This window comes from Humidisolicoccus flavus, assembly GCF_045689595.1.
GTDB lineage: Bacteria > Actinomycetota > Actinomycetes > Actinomycetales > Microbacteriaceae > Humidisolicoccus > Humidisolicoccus flavus.
In genome coordinates, this window is sequence record NZ_CP142724.1 from 40,149 (window position 1) to 58,514 (window position 18,366).

At 61.6% G+C, this 18,366-nt stretch carries 16 protein-coding genes and 1 pseudogene; 10 read left to right on the top strand and 7 right to left on the bottom strand.

The features are described from left to right. Nucleotides 1-8 precede the first annotated feature (8 nt). The 5 genes from U2H20_RS00215 to U2H20_RS00235 form a co-directional block, all read right to left on the bottom strand. A complete protein-coding gene (locus tag U2H20_RS00215; protein ID WP_430592524.1) occupies nucleotides 9-1,430 on the bottom strand; it encodes a mechanosensitive ion channel domain-containing protein in 1,422 nt (473 codons plus the stop codon). Beyond that, nucleotides 1,423-3,576: an adenylate/guanylate cyclase domain-containing protein gene (locus U2H20_RS00220; protein WP_430592525.1), complete on the bottom strand. Its 2,154-nt coding sequence runs from the start codon at nucleotides 3,574-3,576 to the stop codon at nucleotides 1,423-1,425. The genes U2H20_RS00215 and U2H20_RS00220 overlap by 8 nt, the downstream gene beginning before the upstream one ends. 210 nt (nucleotides 3,577-3,786) lie before the next feature. After that, nucleotides 3,787-4,239 carry a hypothetical protein gene (locus U2H20_RS00225; protein ID WP_430592526.1) on the bottom strand — a complete coding sequence of 151 codons (453 nt, stop codon included), beginning with the start codon at nucleotides 4,237-4,239 and terminating at the stop codon, nucleotides 3,787-3,789. A gap of 136 nt (nucleotides 4,240-4,375) precedes the next feature. Then, on the bottom strand, nucleotides 4,376-4,582 hold the full coding sequence (locus tag U2H20_RS00230; RefSeq protein ID WP_430592527.1) for a cold-shock protein: 207 nt from the start codon (nucleotides 4,580-4,582) through the stop codon (nucleotides 4,376-4,378). 112 nt (nucleotides 4,583-4,694) lie between these two features. Next, complete coding sequence (locus tag U2H20_RS00235) at nucleotides 4,695-5,765, bottom strand: fatty acid desaturase family protein (protein ID WP_430593641.1); 1,071 nt, start codon at nucleotides 5,763-5,765, stop codon at nucleotides 4,695-4,697. Nucleotides 5,766-5,990: 225 nt separating this feature from the next. Here U2H20_RS00235 and U2H20_RS00240 point away from each other — a divergent pair, with 225 nt between their 5' ends. Continuing rightward, the gene (locus U2H20_RS00240; protein WP_430592528.1) at nucleotides 5,991-7,238 is read left to right on the top strand and encodes a benzoate/H(+) symporter BenE family transporter; all 1,248 of its coding nucleotides are present in this window, start codon (nucleotides 5,991-5,993) and stop codon (nucleotides 7,236-7,238) included. On the opposite strand, the pseudogene U2H20_RS00245 reads toward U2H20_RS00240, so the two are convergent. After that, nucleotides 7,225-8,382, bottom strand: a pseudogene (locus tag U2H20_RS00245) (DUF418 domain-containing protein); the annotation flags it as partial. The gene U2H20_RS00240 and the pseudogene U2H20_RS00245 sit on opposite strands and share 14 nt — an antisense overlap. Nucleotides 8,383-8,426: 44 nt before the next feature. Next, nucleotides 8,427-9,068, bottom strand: a complete 642-nt coding sequence (locus U2H20_RS00250) for a TetR/AcrR family transcriptional regulator (protein WP_430592529.1) — start codon at nucleotides 9,066-9,068, stop codon at nucleotides 8,427-8,429. A gap of 66 nt (nucleotides 9,069-9,134) precedes the next feature. Between U2H20_RS00250 and U2H20_RS00255 the strand changes: the two genes are divergently transcribed. From U2H20_RS00255 to mnhG, 9 genes are all read left to right on the top strand, one after another. Continuing rightward, on the top strand, nucleotides 9,135-9,569 hold the full coding sequence (locus U2H20_RS00255; RefSeq protein WP_430592530.1) for a VOC family protein: 435 nt from the start codon (nucleotides 9,135-9,137) through the stop codon (nucleotides 9,567-9,569). 91 nt (nucleotides 9,570-9,660) lie between these two features. Continuing rightward, nucleotides 9,661-10,380 (top strand): hypothetical protein, encoded by a 720-nt coding sequence (locus U2H20_RS00260; RefSeq protein ID WP_430592531.1) that lies wholly within the window; start codon nucleotides 9,661-9,663, stop codon nucleotides 10,378-10,380. A 170-nt stretch (nucleotides 10,381-10,550) separates the two neighbouring features. Continuing rightward, complete coding sequence (locus tag U2H20_RS00265) at nucleotides 10,551-12,086, top strand: APC family permease (protein ID WP_430592532.1); 1,536 nt, start codon at nucleotides 10,551-10,553, stop codon at nucleotides 12,084-12,086. A 97-nt stretch (nucleotides 12,087-12,183) separates the two neighbouring features. Continuing rightward, entirely contained in the window at nucleotides 12,184-15,060 is a 2,877-nt protein-coding gene (locus U2H20_RS00270) for a Na+/H+ antiporter subunit A (RefSeq protein WP_430592533.1), read from the top strand. Next, a complete protein-coding gene (locus U2H20_RS00275) occupies nucleotides 15,057-15,617 on the top strand; it encodes a Na(+)/H(+) antiporter subunit C (protein ID WP_430592534.1) in 561 nt (186 codons plus the stop codon). Before U2H20_RS00270 ends, U2H20_RS00275 begins: the two co-directional genes overlap by 4 nt. Next, a complete protein-coding gene (locus U2H20_RS00280; protein WP_430592535.1) occupies nucleotides 15,614-17,125 on the top strand; it encodes a Na+/H+ antiporter subunit D in 1,512 nt (503 codons plus the stop codon). The genes U2H20_RS00275 and U2H20_RS00280 overlap by 4 nt, the downstream gene beginning before the upstream one ends. Beyond that, a complete protein-coding gene (locus U2H20_RS00285) occupies nucleotides 17,122-17,676 on the top strand; it encodes a Na+/H+ antiporter subunit E (protein WP_430592536.1) in 555 nt (184 codons plus the stop codon). Before U2H20_RS00280 ends, U2H20_RS00285 begins: the two co-directional genes overlap by 4 nt. After that, nucleotides 17,673-17,990, top strand: a complete 318-nt coding sequence (locus U2H20_RS00290; protein WP_430592537.1) for a monovalent cation/H+ antiporter complex subunit F — start codon at nucleotides 17,673-17,675, stop codon at nucleotides 17,988-17,990. Before U2H20_RS00285 ends, U2H20_RS00290 begins: the two co-directional genes overlap by 4 nt. After that, nucleotides 17,987-18,346 (top strand): monovalent cation/H(+) antiporter subunit G, encoded by a 360-nt coding sequence (mnhG, locus tag U2H20_RS00295; protein ID WP_430592538.1) that lies wholly within the window; start codon nucleotides 17,987-17,989, stop codon nucleotides 18,344-18,346. Before U2H20_RS00290 ends, mnhG begins: the two co-directional genes overlap by 4 nt. The last annotated feature ends 20 nt before the right edge of the window (nucleotides 18,347-18,366 follow it).

The window sequence follows — 18,366 nt, forward strand, 5'->3', positions numbered from 1 at the left end:
CGAACGGTTTACAAGAGTCGGCCGGTCACACTCGACTCGAGTTTTTCCCGCTCTTTTGCAAGGAGTTCGCGACGGTTGTCGGTGACCCGTCCGAGTTCGACTGCGAGTCTCGGGTTCTTCCCAATCAGTGTTTCGACCACATCGCGCGGGAGCGAGAAAGTCGTAACGACACTCAGCGCTCGTGCCGAGTCGGATTCCGGCTGCCGTGTGTAGACGCCGAGTCCCACGACTTCTGGAGCCGCGATCGAATGGTACTGATGCATTTTTCCGTCGGTAACAGCGTGGAGGGCAACTTGGCCGTCGACAAGGAAATGGAGACGATTCGCGGTTGAGCCGGAGCGTGCCAGGGCCTCCCCGGCTCCGAAACGCTCGATGCGGCCACGTGTTTCGATCGTGCTGGCGTCATCGGCATCTGCACCGAGTCGCTGCGCGACTCGCGTGACCGCGCTGGCATGACGTTCTTCAGAGGAGGTCGAGTCGCCGAGTTCTCCATCGAGGTGCAGCCCCGCTCGCCGAGCCGCAAACCAAAGCCACGACAGCAACATCGCGATAGTTGGCCCTTCATCGGCCGGCCGTGCCACAGCAATCGACACCTGGAAGCTTCCTGCACCGAGCGTCGTCACGTTGACTTGCGACTCAGGGAGCCGCAGCGGCAGATCGCGGGCGGCTTCGCGGATGAGGGTCGCGACATCGCTCGGCGGATCAGTTTTCGCGAAGGTGAGCGTGGTTTGTGCTTCGTAGAAGTCCGTCACTCGAGACAGGTTCGTAAAGCTCGAACCCGCCAGTGATGCTGTCGGCACGATGTAAGTGCCATTGCCGGTGTCAATGTGCACCGCCCGCCAGTTCACTTCCACCACTCGGCCACGCACCGAACCCGTGTCGAGCCAGTCACCGAGTTTGAATGGCTGTTCGAAGAGCAACAGCAACCCGGAGACGACCGAGCCCGCTGCATTCTGCAGCGCGAGTCCGATGACGATCGACGTCACGCCGAGTGCGGTGAAGAGCCCACCGACGTCAGCGCCCCAGACCCATTGGAAGAGCACCGCGAAGCACACGACGATGACACCGAGCTTGATGATGTCGATGAAGATCGAGGGAATGCGCTGACGCCACGATCCGCGCTCTGCCGTCGCGAAGAGCGCGAAGTTGAGCATGTTGATCACCACGAGGATCAGAACGAAGCCGAAGACCGTTGCGACAATCCGTGACCAGTTGACGTCGAGATCGAGGTTGTCGATTTGGCTCAGCAGCAAGAGCAACGCGCCAAGCGGGAGGACGAAGTTCCTGATCAGTTTGACGATCCCCGTGGCGCGACTGCCTCGCTTGTCGAGCACACGGATCACTTCTGTGCAAACGATCAGCAGGATCGGTAATGCCGTGACAACGATCACGACGGGCCAGAACCACGCCTGGGTCCAAGGCTCAGCCACGAGCGTGCTCCGAATCGAGGCGCCAGGTCCGTTGCGGACCCGACTTCGTCTCAACACTGCCAAGGTCTGTGACGGGGAACATGTCGCCAAGTCGGTCGACGACTCGCTGCGACATGAGCACACCCGGTTCACGCACTGAATCCTGCAAGCGGTAGGCGAGGTTCACCGCCTCACCCCACATGTCGTAGACGACGGAGGTGCGCCCCACGAGGCCGGAGGTGACGCTGCCGCTGTCGATTCCGGCGCGCAGCGACAGCTTGGTGCCCCACTGTGCAGAGAGTCTCGCGACGAGCGATTCGGCGGCAGCCGCGAATTCGACGACACGGCGGGCACTGTCGACGCGAGGAATACTGAGGCCGCAACTCGCGAGATACCCCTGTTTCGTGGTGCGCACGCGTTCCACTCCGAGTTCTGCGGCGAGTTCATCGAGACCCGTCAGGATCTCATTGAGCGCGCCGAGCGACTCAGCGGAGTTCAAGCCAGTCGAGTACGCGTCGAAGCCCACGAAGTCCGCATAGATCACGGTGACGTCTGAGTGGTCTTCCGCGATCGTCTCGTCACCTTGCCGGTAACGCTCAGCAACAGCGGCGGGCATGAGCGACAGCAGCATTCGATCGCTTTCTGCGCGCTCCTCGTCAAGGAGGTCGGCCTTCGTTTGCAGGCTCCGTGAGAGTTCATTGAAGGCAGCGCCGACTTCGGAGTACTCGTCGCCGGTTCGAGTGTCGACCTGGACGTCGCGTTCGCCAGCGGAGACCCGACGGACGCCTTCAAGAAGCCGGTCGAGGGGTCGCGTGAACACGCGAGCGAGCATGAGGGCAAGCACAGCGATGAACAAGACGAGCGCGCCCGAAGAGAGCAGCACGATTCGGGTGAAGTCGGCAACGGGGGCGAGCGCTTCAGATTCATCCATGCTCGCGACGATCACCCAGTTGGGGCCGTCGTCCACTCGGAGCGGAGCGTACGAACTCAATTTGCTGACACCGAGATATCCCGTGGCAATCACGGTGCCGCTCTCGCCTCGAAGCGCCTGTTCGACGGGTCGCGTGTTCACGCTCTGGAGGAGCACCGTGCTGTCGTCCTTCACGATCCGCTCGGCGGTTTCTAACGACAAACCGTTGCCGATCGCGGCTTCCGCGTAGTCTTCTGGGTTTTCGACGAGCGATCGCGAAACGCTGCGCATCAACTGATCTTCACCGACGAGATACACCTCGCCGGACGTCCCGAGGCCCTGGCTTTCCCATTGTTCGCCACCAGTGAGCGCGTCGTTCAGCTGCGCGACGGGCACCTGCACCGCCATCGTTCCGGTGATAAGTCCTTGGCGGTTTCCGATCGGGGAGACGATCCAGGCGGTCGGGTCATCGAGCGAGGGGCGGTACCGTTCGAAGTCCGTCGTCACGACCGAATCCACGGAGTTGGTGCGCAACACCGTCGATATTGCAAGCGAGAGCGAGGATTGATCCTCAGGCGTGTCGAAGAGGTTCAGCCCGAGGTCGACGCCTTTGTAGGCGGTGTAGACGACCTGCCCGGCCGTGTTGGTCAGGAGAATGTCTTCGTACCCGAGGTCGTCGACGAGGCCCTGGAAATACGGGTGGTAGGTCTGGTGAGCAGCTGACCAAGCACTGCCATCGCCAGCGTTGGTCACGGCGATCGAGGCGTCAAAATCTTCTGAGTTCACCGTGTAGTTCGCCTGCAGATAGACGCCCGCTTCGCTGTTTGGCATTAAGCCGACTGCGTCGTACGTCATGCCGGTCTCGGATTCGAGCTGTGGCAGGAACGTGGATTCGTAGAACTCGAGCGCCCGTTCGCGTTCGCCTGGGTATGGTCCGGCGCTGTCGAGTTCAGCAAAGGCTTGGTTGAAGGCGAGCGATGCATCAACCGTGTCAGAGGTCCGGGAGTCAATCTGCACACCGGTCTGCACGCTCCGGATCAGCTGCTCGACCTCATTCGCGCGCAGTTCACGAATGGTGGTCAGCTGCTCAAAGGCAGCAGCGTTCAGCGAGGCTCGGCCGTTCGAGTACCCAATAATGCCCGTGACGAGAATCGACACCAGGCTCACCACGAGCAGCATGACGAGCAGCTTCGATTGAATACCGAGTCCACGACGATTCGCGCGAGCGGTTCGGGTGGTCGCGGAGGGTTCGGTCATCGGAGCATCCTCGAAGTGTCGTCGTGCAAGAAGGTGGGAATTCCCCTACCGGCACTGCAAGTCGAGAACGACGCCGGGGTACTACTTGTCCCACGATAGGGGACAGAGTCCCAGGTTTCGAGAGTGTTTTGGTCTCAGAACACAAACAATGTGTGACGAGTTTGATCCTCGCTTTTCGCGCCCTTTACCGAGGCGTATGCGCTCACGCCGCTACTTGCACCAGCTGACCATGCCGTCGAATCCTTCGGTGACCATGACGAAGTCGAGTCGTTGGAGTCCGCTCTGGATCTGTCGTCCAAGTTCTTCGAAGTCGCTGTACTGTTCGTCGCTGAGCCCGGCCGCGATTGCAAGCTGCGCCGCTGCGAAGAGTTCCCAGGACTGGGCGCCGAGAGCATCGAAGTTGTCTTCTGTGACGCCGCCGTTCGCTTCGAGAAGGGAGACGATGCTGCACGCGATCTGCGTATCGGCAGTTGCCCGGTCGTCGCTCAACTGGTTCGAATTCCCGGAGACGTTGCCAATCAGGAATCCTCCGAGTGCTCCGACGAGGAGGCCGCCGAGGGTTCCAATCGTGACCCACATTGCGCCGCGTTTTCGCGGCGCGGTCATCGCCGGCGCGGGAGCTTGGAAGGCGGGCTGGTTCGTCGGTGGGGGAAAGTCCGTCATGAATCGACCTTACAAGCAGCCGATATCTCGCAGCCTGAGTATTTGCAAAGACAGCCCCCGAGGGCCCGGGCAATGATGCAAAAAAGCACCACCCCGGTAAACCGGGATGGTGCTTTTTTCAAACGCTGAGGGCGAATTAGCCGATGACGCGAATGTTCTCAGCCTGCAGACCCTTTTGGCCGCGAGCGGTGTCGAACTCGACGTGCTGGTTCTCTTCGAGGTTACGGTGACCCGAACCATCGATTGCGCTGAAGTGAGCGAAGACGTCGGCGCTGCCGTCGTCTGGAGCGATAAATCCAAAGCCCTTTTCAGAGTTGAACCATTTCACAATTCCTGTAGTCATGTTGCTGTATTCCTTGATATTTCAGTGACCAAAAAAGGTCGGTGTACCGCTCCCAGTTGGAAGCGGACGAATGGAAAAAATAGGGGTAGGGAGGATGTGCGATTCGAAGCGTTTACACTCGCCGGAACTGCTGCACCATAGGGCAGTCAAATGGATCCCTGGCCGAGAGCCCTACTCGGTTCAGATAGGCAATAACGATGCCGTAAGAGCGAAGGATGGTCGTCTCCGTGTACGGCACGTCCATTCGCTCACAATAGTCTCTCACAAGTTCACGTGCTCGCGCGAGGTGTGGGCGCGGCATGTTCGGGAAAAGGTGGTGTTCGATCTGGTAATTGAGGCCGCCCATGAAGGCGCTTGCGGCCCATCCACCCGACACATTGCGTGAAGTGAGGACCTGCTTGCTGAGGAAGTCGAGCTTCGCGTCCTTTGGAATGATCGGCATTCCCTTGTGGTTCGGGGCAAAGGAAGCGCCCATGTACACGCCGAACACGGCCATCTGCACACCGAGGAACGCGAACGCCATACCGAGCGGCAGGATCCAGAAGATCAGGCCGAGATAGATGGCGAAGCGTGCGGCGATGAATGACAACTCGATCCAGCGACCCTTGACCGGCTCACGAACGAGGAGGCTTCGCACCGAACGGTAGTGGAGGTTCAGGCCTTCCATCGTGAGCAGTGGGAAGAAGAGGTATCCCTGCTTGCGGGTAATTAGCGCGAGCAGACCCTTTTGCTTGGCGGCGTCTTCTTCAACGAAGGAGATGGTGTCGAACTCGATGTCGGGGTCTTTCCCGAGCTTGTTCGGGTTCGCGTGGTGACGCGAGTGCTTGTGCATCCACCAGTGGTAGCTGATGCCGACAATCGCGGTTGCCAAGAAGCGGCCGATCCGATCGTTGACGGGACCAGATTCGAAGACCTGACGGTGCGAAGCCTCGTGTGTGATGAACGAAATCTGGGTGAAGATGATGCCGAGCGCGGCAGCGATCAGGAGCTGGAACCAGCTCGCGCCGAGGAGGAAGAAACCGGCGAATGCCCCCGCGAGTGCGAGCAGCAAGACTGAACCGAGAATGATGTAGAACTTCTGGGTGCGCTCGAGGAGTCCCTCCGCGCGAATTTGGCGAGAAAGCTCGCTGTAAGACTGAGTGGTGCTCGTGAGAGGACCGCTCCGGCGGGTGGTCGTGCGAATCCTCGATGATTCGTCGACGCTGGGGCTGAGAGTTGAGACGATGCGATTTTCCGATCCGTCGGGAGCTCGCGAGCTGGTGTTGAGAGTGAGGACAAGCCGTCCATCGCTCTGTGATCGACACTAACAGTTCGTGTATGCAATAAACAGTACGTACGTCGTTTCATAGGGAGTCCATGTGCGAAGCGTGGACCGGTGACCTGGCGTCGCGGCGACTACGCTACTGCTGTGACCCGTGACCCCCGCCAATCCGCTGGATTGCAGCCACCGATCGTCGCGGGCATCGTCACCGCGCTGGTCGGCTTCACCTCATCGTTCGCGGTGGTCCTGCAAGGTCTCCGAGCGGTTGGCGCAACCGAATCGCAGGCTGCATCCGGCCTCTTCGCGATCACGATCGGCTTCGCAATCCTCATTCTCTTCGTCGCGATGCGCACTCGATTGCCCATCACTTTCGCCTGGTCGACTCCCGGGGCTGCGCTTCTCGTTGCGACGGGAACCGTCGAGGGCGGATGGGCGGCAGCCGTTGGAGCGTTCGGGATCACTGGCGGGCTCATCGTGCTCGCGGGTGCGGTTCCAGCAATCGGCAGGTTCGTCGCTCGTATTCCGGCGAGCCTCGCTCAAGCAATGCTCGCCGGGGTGCTTGTGCAACTCTGTGTCGCGCCGATCGCAGCGCTGGCGACGATCCCGCTGCTCGTGCTCCCCGTGATCGCGGTGTGGCTCGTCATCGCCCGGTTCTTCGCACGATGGGCAGTTCCAGCGGCCCTCGTTGCAGCGCTCATCGTGATCGCGGTCGTGCTCACTGCAGAAGGCACGCCGGTGCCTTTGGCGGCAGCGATCCCCACACTCGAATTCACCGTTCCGACTCTGACTTGGCAAGCAGCGATCGGAATCGCGCTTCCGCTGTTCATCGTGACCATGGCTTCACAGAACATCGCCGGCGTCGCCGTGCTCTCGAGCCTGAATGTCACAGTGCCTTGGCGATTGAGCATCGTCGGGAGCGGAATCGGCACGATGCTCACCTCGATTTTCGGCGGGCATGCAATGAATCTCGCTGCGATCTCGGCGGCACTCGCGGCAGGCGAAGAAGCGGGGGAGCGATCGAAGCGTTGGATCGCGGCGATCACGGCGGGCATCGCGTACCTCGTGCTCGGCCTGTGCTCGGGACTTCTCGTCGCGGTGCTCTCTGTAGCTCCGGAAGGTCTCATCGAAACCGTCGCAGGCCTCGCCCTGCTCAGTACCTTCGCGAGCGCACTCGTTGCTGCCGTGAGTGATCCGCGTCACCGGATCAGTGCCGCGGTGACCTTCCTCGTGGCTGCTTCGGGCCTCAGCATCATCGGAATCAGCGGGGCGTTTTGGGCTCTGGTTGCTGGGCTCCTTGTTCGTGCCGTGCTCGAGCGGGGGAGCGGTACACCAAGAACCGAAGCAGTCGTTCCGCTGGACCCTGAAGACCCCGCTGCTCCATCCACATCGCGATAGGAAGACTGAGCAGCCAAACACCGAGCGCCCAGATCCAGATCATCGCGTTCCCGAGTGAGTTCCCGAGTCCGAAGCCCCAAGCGCTCATCACCGGAGCGAAGACGAGTGATTGTGCGAGGTAGAAGGTCAGGGAGCGTTTGCCAATTGCTGCGGTTGCCCGCGTCAGCCAGCCCAAGGTTCCGTTTCGTTCCAAACGGGCGGCGAGGAGTGCGAAGGCTGCCACGTAGCCGAGACCACAGGCGAGCCCGGTGCCGTGATAGAGCTGCAGGAAGCCCCAGTCGAGATCGCGACCGAGCCCAAAGAGGTCGGCATTCTGCGCGGCGACGGCGGCGCCACCGAGCCAGCCGACTGAGATTCCAGCGATTGCCACGATGGTCAGGAGTTTCCGGTGTTCCTGTGGGTTCTCGAGCACTCCAGCGCGCGCAGCGAGGAATGCGAGCAGAATTGCCGCTGGAATCGTGAGACTGAGGAAGGCTTGGAGCGGGACCAGCGGCAGCCAGAATGTCAGTCGCCCGAGGACAGAGAGCAAGTAGTTCGGTTCCGCGATCGGTTCAATTCCGAGCTCTGGTTGCGCAACGATCTGATCCTCGCTGAACGCTGCCGTCGCGAATGCTCCGATGAGGCTCATCACAGCGGCGAGGACGAGCAACCCCGCGATAATGCTGGCCCAAACGATCAGCACCTTGTTCGAGCGTCGAAGGAAGATCGCGACGAGCACGAGGCCAGCGAGGCCGTAGGCGCCGACGATGTCGCCCATCCAGAGCAGAGCAGCGTGGACTCCACCGAAGACGAGCATCCACCAGTGGCGTCGCATCAGGATCTTGCGTGCTGCTTTGTGGTCGACTCCGCGGCTGAGCTGTCGGCTGTAGAGCTGCCAGATTCCGTACCCGAAGAGGAAGGCGAACATCGGATAGGTGCGGCCGTCGATCGCGATGAGCGAGATCGTCTGCACCACGAGATCTGCGCCTTCAGTGTCTTTCGGGTGCGCGGCGAGAAGCCCGGTCTGCCTGCCCCAGAGATACCAGGGCGCATTTGCAAGCGCGATGAAGAGCAGCATTGCCCCTCGCGCGAGGTCGGGAGCGAGCGAACGTTCGTTGAGTGCGCGTGGGCCAGAGGCGCTGGTGAGAGTGCTCATCGGTTCCATAGTAAGTGGACAGAAACCTCGAAACCCGGGAATACGGTCAGAAGTCAGCGGTGCAGAATTCCATCGCTCGCCATGGCGATCACACGATCTCCAAGGTCTGAGCGTTGTTCTGGTGGAAGTGCTCGCAGCGGCCCGCCGATCGTGAGGTGTGCGAAGCCGTGCACGCTCGACCAAGCGAGCGCCTCGGCTCCCGGTCGATCGTGCGCCGAGAGCACCCCCGCCTCGAGGAGTGCGTCGAGCGCGGCGGAGAGATGCTGAAACGGAGTGAGTCCGTCGGCTCCGGCCGCCGTCGACGCGGCGGAATTGATGAGGTCGTGCTGGGTGCCGAAGGCGGTACGGAAGAGTCCCGGTTCGTCCCAGGCGAATTCGAGATAGGCGCGACCGACGGCGTAGAGCAAGGTCTGCGCGCGATCTGCCGCGGATGCGTTCGTATCGAGCGATTGCAGCAGAGTGTCCCTGAGCGCTGCCATGCGATTCGCGACCTCGGTCTGCGCGACCTGGGCGACTGCCAGCACGAGCTCATCGCGGTTCTCGAAGTGGCGGTACGCGGCGCTTGGAGCAACGCCTGCGACCCGAGTTGCAGCTCGAACGGTGATGGCCTCGGGGCCGCCCTGTTTGGCGAACTCGACGCCAGCAAGCGCGAGGGCACGACGAAGATCACCGTGGAACAATCCTTCGCGTTTCATTCTCTTGACTGTAGTGCCCGACAGGCCTAACGTGAGCGGTGTTCACAGGCAATGGAGGTAGTGATCATGGCAGTGCAAATGGTCTTCCCGAATTTCGCGGTCAATGACCTTGAAATCGCGACGAATTTTTATGAATCCCTCGGATTCCAGCGCAATCCCTTGTACTCCGACGGGACGAACGCGAATGCGGTTGTTCTGAGTGAAGGGGTCGGCGTCATGCTCCTCACGAAAGACTACTTCGCAGGGTTCTTCGACGACGGCACCACGATCACGACTGAGCACCGCGAAGGCACGCTCGCGATGCTGCTGGAAAGTATCGACGAGGTCGACGCGATGTTGTCGAAGGTCGAAGCCGCCGGTGGCACGATCGATAGTCGGCCGAAGGAAGACGACTTCATGTACCAGGCGCGGTTTCGCGACCCGGACGGTCACATTCTCGAGATCTTCTTCATGGAGCCCTTCACCGAGGCCGACGTGGAGCAGAGCCAGCCTGCATCGTAGGCGGCCGGGTGAGTAGGACAATGGTGTCCGTCTCGGGTGCCGTTGTCGTTCTCCCTACGCTGGTTCGGATTCGTTCACTAGGCTCGGTCTCGTGACTTTCTTCGACTTTCTCGGGAATTACTGGTGGCTGGTATTCCCCTTCTCGGGCCTCTTTATCGGCGGTTTCGGTGCGATCTCCGCCTATTTCGAGCGCCGACGAAAAGACCGGTACAAACTCGAAGAACTCCGAATTCGTGCACAGAGCGGGCAGTCGCTCGAGCAGCAGCAGTTCGCACCCGCGCCGCAGATTCCGCAACGAGCCTCGGCCCCGGCGCCGAATTTTGCGCAGCGGATTCTCGACGAACACGACCGAGTGAATCAACGCTGGCTCGAATACGAGCTCGATGTGGCCAAGCTCATCGACTTCCCACTGATGAGCGATATGCGTGAGCAGCTCACCATTGATTTCCATCGTGCAAAGCGTCATGCAGACGCGGTTCGGCCCGATTCCGTTGAGCAATTGCAGGACCCGAACCACTATGCGGACTATCGCGAAGCCGTGAATGCCTATGCCCTCGCCTTCGATATCGCCGAAGCTGAAGCGCAGCGGCGTCGTCAACGCGATTTCTCGCACGAGGAACGCATCAAGCTCGAGCAGGCGCGCAAACTCATTGCGATGGCCTCCGACGAGGCAGGCAGCGCCGCTGAACGGCAATCGGCCTACCGTCAGGCGCGGAAAGCGCTCGATGGGCTCATCGTCGTGCCTCGAGCTGCGAGCGAAGATCTCGAGCAGCGGATCGCCGGCGCGATCGGACGCGGGCAATCCGCGTAAGCGGCCGCCCGAATTGCAGAATTCTGCTGGCCGACCAGATCGTGATGAACGATTTCGCCGAAAACACTAGACAAAGCGACGAAATCAGTAGTGAAATCTGAGCAAGAGGCTCTGCTGAATGATTTCGTTGAGTTCGAGCGCTCACTCTCATCGAGCACGATCGGAACAGCATGAGCGAAACGCACGAGGTCGCAAAGCCAGCCAACTCTAAAGGCTTGAAGTCGAACGCGATCGGATTCTGGGACGGCCTCGCGATCGGGCTCGACTCGACCGCCCCCGCCTACTCGCTCGCTGCAGTGCTCGGCTCGATGGTGGTGCTCGTCGGTACGAAGGCGCCGGCGGTGCTCCTGGTCTCCTTTATTCCGATGTTCTTGATCGCTGGCGCGTTCTATTACATGAACCGCGCGGATCAAGACTGCGGTACGACGTTCTCCTGGGTCACCCGGGCAATGGGGCCGTGGGTCGGTTGGATGGGCGGCTGGGCTATTTTCACGACCGGCATCCTGGTCATCGGTGCCCAGGCCGACGTCTCCGCCTATTACATCTTTGATCTCCTCGGGCTTGAGGCCCTTCGCGATAGTCGGCCGGCGGTGGTCATCTTCGCGGTCTTGATCATTGTGATCATGACCTGGATCTGCGTGATCGGTACCGAAGCGAGTGCCATGGTGCAGCGCGTCATGGTGCTCGCCCAAGTCGGTGCGGTCCTGTTGTTCGTCGGATTCGCGATCGTTGCGATGATGACCGGAAACGTTGCCGACGACGCCCCGCAATTCTCCTTCGACTGGCTCAACCCGATCGGGGTCGAGCCGAGCGCGCTGATCTCCGGCATGCTGCTCGGCGTCTTCATCTATTGGGGGTGGGAGTCCGCGGTGAATCTCACTGAGGAGTCCGAAAACTCCGAGAGCGCGCCAGGAGCCGCCGGCGTCATCAGCACCGTCGTCCTCGTGGTGACGTACGTTGCAACCGCGGTCGCCATCATCGGCACCGCTGGACTCGCCACGATCGAATCCTTCGACGACGACGCGGGGCTCTTCGGAGCGGTAGCTCGGCAGGTCATGGGGCCATTCGGATTCGTGCTCGTGCTCTCGATCATCACGAGCGGACTCGCCTCCACCCAGACCACGATCCTCCCCGCCTCGCGGACCTCGCTGTCGATGGCGGTCTCCGGTGCGTTCCCGAAGTATTGGGGCAAGGTGCACCCGAAGTTCGAGACGCCCGCGATCGGGACCTGGATCATCGGAATCGTGGCCATCGCTTGGTACGTCGGCGCGAGCATCATCAGCGATAACTTCCTGTTCGACTCCCTGACCGCGCTCTCGATCGTGGTCGCGTTCTATTACGCGCTCACCGGAATCGCCTGCGCAATCTATTGGCGACGCGAATTGCGGCGAAGCGTGAAAGCGTTCCTGCTCGTCGGGCTCGGCCCGATCGTCGGAAGCGTGGTCCTGCTCTGGCTGCTCGTGCAGGCGGCGATCGAACAGGCGAATCCCGAGAACTCATACACGGGAACCTCAGTGTTCGGAGTGGGTGCGCCGCTCGTCATTGCGATCGGCCTGTTCGTCCTCGGCGTAGTGCTCATGATCGTGTGGCGACTGAGCCCGGACGGCCGAGCATTCTTCACGAAAAAGGGCGGGGAATCAGTGTCGGAAGAGGTCGCATTCGCTGCACTCGGGCCGATCCAGACTCGGCAGAGCGAGCGATCCTAGCCGCAAAGCGTTCAAAGCGCACCCGTTCGGCCGGTAGGCTGGACTTCTATCACCCCCTTCTGACCGTCTCACGTCACACACGACCGAAAGGCCGCCTGTGCTCGCAGCCGTTGCTCTCTCCGCAGTCATTGCGGTGCTCTCTGCAGCGCTGAGTGGGCGAGTCGGACGCTGGATCTTCCTCCTCCCTGCCGCTTCATCCCTGATTGCCGCGGTGTGGTTCGCATCGCTCGGTCCTCAGGTGTGGGCCGGCGGCGTTATCGCTGAACGAATCGAATGGATGCCGGCTTTCGACATCGCGCTCGACTTCCGCCTCGGTGTTGCGCAGTGGGTGCTCGCGATGGTTGTCACCGGTGTCGGCTCGCTGATCTTTGCGTACTGCTCCTGGTACTTCACTTCAGAAACGCTCGCTCCGCGAACGGTTGGTCTCTTGACCGCCTTCGCCGGGAGCATGCTCGGGCTCGTCCTCAGTGACGACCTCGTGGTCATGTACGTCTTCTGGGAAGCAACCACGATCTTTTCGTACTTGCTCGTCGGGCTGAACCACCGCTCGAGCGCGAACCGAAAAGCTGCGCACACGGCACTGATCGTGACGACACTCGGTGGGCTCTCGATGCTCACTGGAATCCTGATGATCGGCGCCGAGTACGGCACTCGCTCGCTCGCTGGCCTGGTCGAACTCGCTCCGCAGGGCGTTGTCGCTCAGATTGCCATCGCGCTCGTCTTGGTCGGGGCGATCTCCAAATCAGCACTCGTTCCGTTCCACTTCTGGCTCCCCGGCGCGATGGCCGCACCAACTCCTGTCTCGGCGTACCTGCACGCGGCAGCGATGGTGAAGGCTGGTGTCTTCCTGGTCGCAGCGCTCTCCCCGGGCTTCGCAGAATTGCCATACTGGCGACCGACGCTCCTCGTGCTCGGTCTCGCGACCATGATTCTCGGCGGATATCGAGCAATGAAACAGCTCGACATCAAGCTGCTCCTCGCTCACGGCACCGTCAGCCAGCTCGGTCTGCTGATCGCCGTGTTCTCGCTCGGCACGAAGACCGCGATCGTCGCGGGGTTCGCGCTCCTCGTCTCGCATGCGGTGTTCAAAGCGGCGCTGTTCATGGTCGTCGGTATCGTCGACCGCTCGACGGGAACCCGAGACCTGCGCGAACTCGGCGGTCTCTTCAAGGAGCTCCCGCTCGTTGGAGTCATCGCGATCGTCGCGGCATCGGCGATGGCCGCATTGCCGCCGACCTCGACCTTCGTCGCGAAAGAGCTCGCGCTCAAAGCTGCTGACCTCTTCCGTCTCGGCGATGCCTCACCCGAATGGCTCGGTTCGCTCGCCTTCGGCGGGATCGTGCTCGGAAGCGCACTGACCGTCGCGTACAGCCTCCGATTCGTGGTCGGAACCTTCTTCGGAACCCGAGGCCAAGCCGCGGTGAAGAAGCAGTCACCGGTCATGATCGTGTTCCCTTCGATCCTCGCCGTTGCGGTGATCGTCGGCGGATTCTCCGGTTCGTTCCTCGACACTGTCTTTGCGCCTGCTGCGAATGCGCAGCCCGCGGGCGAGGCTCCGGAACACTTGAGCCTGTGGCACGGCTTCACCCTTGCACTACTCGGATCGGTCATCGCGATCGTCGCTGGAATCGTCGTCTTCGTCATGCTCGGACGAGGCCGTCGGAAGCCCGTCGAGGGTGTGGTGTCGGCAGCGCGCATCTTCCAGGTCGGCCTCCGCGGAATCGACCGACTTGCGGTCGAACTGACCGGGCGCACCCAAACGGGTTCCCTGCCATTGCATGTCACGGCGATCATGCTCACCGTGCTGCTGCTGCCGGGCTCGGCGCTCGCCATCAGTGGCGCATTCGACTTCGATATCCGCCCATACGACTCGATCGGTCAGCTCGCAGTCGCGATCGCGATCTGTATTGCAGCGATCTTCGCGGCGAACTCGCGCGGCCGTCTTCGCACCTTCATGCTGCTGGGTGTAGTCGGGTACGGCGTAGCGATCCTGTTCCTGCTGCACGGTGCACCAGACCTCGCGCTGACCCAGGTCCTCGCGGAAACCGTGTTCCTGGTGCTCTTGGTGCTCGTGCTGCGTCGTCTGCCGTCGTACTTCACGAACCGTCCACTGCGTTCGACTCGATGGGTGCGCGCGATCCTCGCCGCAGCCGTCGGAATCTTCCTCTCGCTCATGATCCTGGTCGCGGGGAACGCGCGCACCGCTGATCCCGTCGGCTCGAACTTCGAGAATCACGCGTACGACTTCGGCTACGGCAACAACATCGTGAACATCACGCTCGTTGACATCCGCGCCTGGGACACCATGGGTGAGGTCTCCGTGCTCATCGTCGCTGCAACCGGCGTCGCGAGCCTGATCTTCATCCGCACGAGAAACTCGAGCCCTCGCGGAGCGCTCGACGGAAAGCGTGGACGTCCCTCACCCGGTGACGTGCGTCGAGCCTCCTTCCTGCGCGGCGTGACCGGCATGGAAGATTCGCGCCGTGCTCCCGTCCTCGAGATCATGACGCGCCTGCTGTTCCCGGTGATGATCCTCGTTTCGCTCTATCTGCTCTTCGCGGGGCACAACCTGCCCGGCGGTGGTTTTGCCGGCGGACTCGTCGCAGGAATTGCGTTGACGATGCGCTACTTGGCCGGTGGCCGAGATGAGCTGGCAGAGGCGGCGCCGTTCGATGCCGGTCGTCTGCTCGGCTCCGGAGTCGTGCTCTCTGCGATCGGATTGATCTTCCCGGTCTTCATCGGTGGTCGAATCGGTGAGAGCTACGACATCGGGTTCAGCGTGTTCGGCCTTGGCGACATGCACCTGGTCACGACCGTGTTCTTCGACATCGGCGTGTACCTGATCGTGGTCGGAGCCATGCTCGACTTCGTTCGCAGTCTCGGCTCGGGAATCGACCAGCACGCCAAAGACCAGAACGCTCCAACACCGCACGGTCTCTCCGACCGCGTCGAGCCTGCAGGGGGTCGCAAATGACCGTGAGTTTGACCCTCGTCATCGTTGGGGCCGTCTTGGTGAGCTGCGGGTTCTTCCTGATCCTCGAACGCTCCATCATGAGAATCCTCGCCGGCATCGTGATCGCGAGTAACGGAATCAACGTGTTGTTCGTTGCGGCTTCGGGCCAGCCCGGGGGAGCGCCGATCATCAACGGTGACTCGCAGGAGACAATGTCCGACCCCTTGCCGCAGGCGATGATGCTGACCGCGATCGTCATCACGCTCGCAGTCAGCGCCTTCATGCTCGCGCTGTCCTATCGCTCAGTCCAGCTCGATGGTCACGACGAGGTCCCGGACGACGTCGAAGACGCGATCATTCGTCGTCGCGCTGAAGCAGACCTCGCAAGCGAATCCTTCGATGACTCCGGCGATGACAACGATTCGACGCCGGCCGACACCGAGGAGGGCGGGCTCAGCACGGGCTCGATTCCCGTCGTGAGCCGCAAGGTCGATATCGAAGAGGGCGAAGGGAAAGAAGCCGAAGACGCCGTAGTCGAAGCCAATTCAGGTGTGCCGAGAGGGAAGGAGGAGCAATGACGATTGACATCAGCAACATTGTTCCCCTGCCCGTCCTGCTGCCACTGATCGGTGCCGGCTTCACGCTCTTCTTCGCTCGTCGCCCGCGCGTTCAGCGCATCGTTTCTGGCATCACCCTGTTCGCGGTGCTCGTCACTGCGGCGATCATGCTCGGGGTCGTCTCGCAGAACGGACCCCTTGTCTTGTGGCTCGGGTCCTGGCCTGATGCACTCGGAATCCTGCTCGTCGCAGACCGGCTCTCAGCGCTCATGGTGCTGGTTTCGAGCATCGTGACGATCACCGTCCTCGTCTTCGCGATGCGACAAGACGTCGACGAGGGAACTGATCGATCGCCCGTCACGATCTTCCACCCGACCTACCTGATTCTCTCGGCCGGTGTGTCGAACGCGTTCTTGGCAGGCGACCTCTTCAACCTTTTCGTCTCGTTCGAAATCCTGCTCTTCGCGTCGTACGTCTTGCTGACGCTCGGCGGAACGAGAGAGCGGGTTCGAGCGGGCTCGACCTACATCGTTGTCAGCCTCGTCTCCTCGTTGCTGTTCTTGACCGCACTCGCGATCATCTACGCGGCGGTCGGGAGCGTGAACTACGTCGACCTCGCCGAGCGCTTCGCCGACCTCGACCCGGGTCTCCAGCTCGCGATCCAGCTGCTCATGATCACGGTTTTCGCGATCAAGGCTGCGATCTTCCCGTTGTCCTCGTGGCTTCCGGACTCGTATCCGACCGCTCCTGCGAGTGTGACTGCGGTATTCGCCGGACTCCTCACGAAGGTTGGTGTGTACTCGATCATCCGAGTGCAGACCCTGTTCTTCCCGAACAGCCACCTCGAGGCGATCCTGATGTGGGCAGCGCTCTTGACGATGGTGGTCGGAATCCTCGGGGCGCTCGCGCAGAGCGAGATCAAACGAATGCTCTCGTTCACGCTCGTGAGCCATATCGGGTACATGATCTTCGGTATCGCGCTCGCAACCGATGCCGGATACGCCGGCGCGATCTTCTACGTCGTGCACCACATCCTGATCCAGACCGCGTTGTTCCTCGTCGTGGGGCTGATCGAGCGTCGAGGAGGCTCCACCTCGCTCAACGAACTCGGAGGGCTCTCGGCAGTGCCGATCCTTGCGATCCTGTTCTTCGTCCCGGCGATGAACATGGCCGGCATTCCGCCGTTCTCCGGATTCATCGGCAAGGTCGCGCTCATCGATGCCGGATTCCAGGTCGGATCGCCGCTCGCAGTCATGCTCGTCATCGGAAGCGTCGTGACCAGCCTGCTCACTCTGCTCGCTATGGCGAAGATCTGGAACCGCGCGTTCTGGCGGCCGCTGCCGGCAGAGGTCACCCCGAAGAAGGGTCGCCTGCCGGCCGGATGGGTGGTGACCGCAGGAGTGCTCGTCCTCGTCACGTGCGCAATCACGGTGATCGCTGGTCCGCTCGCAGAGTTCACGGCAGAGGCTGCCATGAACCTTCGCTCGGACACGTACATTGAGGCCGTCCTTCAGGAGGTGCTGCCGTGATCGGTAAGAAACACGGGTACTCCTTCTCGTGGAGAACCACCCTCGTGCTCACGATCGTGTGGGTCTTCCTCTGGGGCGACTACTCACTCGGGAGCGTGGTCTTCGGCGTCATCATCGGTGCGTTCGTGCAGATCATCTTCCCGCTGCCGGTCATTCCGGAACTGCGGAGCGTCAATATTCTCGGACTCATCCACTTGGGCTTCTGGACCCTCGGTGGCCTTGTCGTCGCGAGTGTGACCGTCGCCTACCAGGTGGTCGCCTTCTGGCGTCATTCAAGAAACGCGATCGTTCGCGTTCGGCCCTGCACTGATTCTGAAGTGTTGACCACGATGACCGCAGAGCTCGTTTCCCTGATTCCAGGGTCGATCGTCGTCGACTTCGAGGACGGCGAAATGCTCGTCCATGTGTTCGGCGTGCGTGGGCCCGACGACATTCGAGCGGCGAAGCGCAACGTGCGTCGGACCGAGTCCATGGTCATCCGGGCGATCGGCACGAAAGAGCAGCGCCGTGAACACAAAGCACGTTCGAGCGCAGAGGCGGTGGGCGTGTGATTATTGTCTTCTTCCTCGCCGGAGGGCTGCTCGCTGCAGCCGCAGCGATGACGATCGCGCGAATGGTGCGCGGACCGAGTGCGCTCGACCGAGTGGTCGCTGCCGACGTCCTCCTTGCAACGATGGCGGCCTCGCTTTCCATCGAGGCGGCAATCAATCGTCACGGCTACACGATCCCCGTGATCCTGGTACTCGCGCTGCTCGCATTCGCCGGAACGGTCTCGATTGCGCGATTCGTCGCCGCTCGTCAGAAGGCGTCCGTGAACCCGCCGAATCCGAAGGCCGAATCGAAGCATGAAGGGGGTCGTCCATGACATTCGACGACATCATGCAATGGATTGGTGCGATCTTCATCCTGCTCGGAGCCGCGCTGTGCTTCGTCGGAGCACTCGGGCTCGTCAGACTTGCCGACGTACTCAACCGGATGCACGCAGCGACGAAGCCACAAACACTCGGACTCGTGCTCGTCACCGCCGGTCTTGGGCTTTCCCTGCAGGACCCGGCAGCGACCGGAATGCTGCTGCTCGTCGCGACGATCCAGCTCCTGACCGCCCCCGTGGCGGCGCAGATGGTTGCACGCGTTGCCTACAGAACCGGCGCGTACCGCAAAGACCTGATCGATCCTGATCCGGACGAAACAGAACACGAAACCGAAACACAAACTCGGTAGGCTGTGCTCAGTGCTTCGCG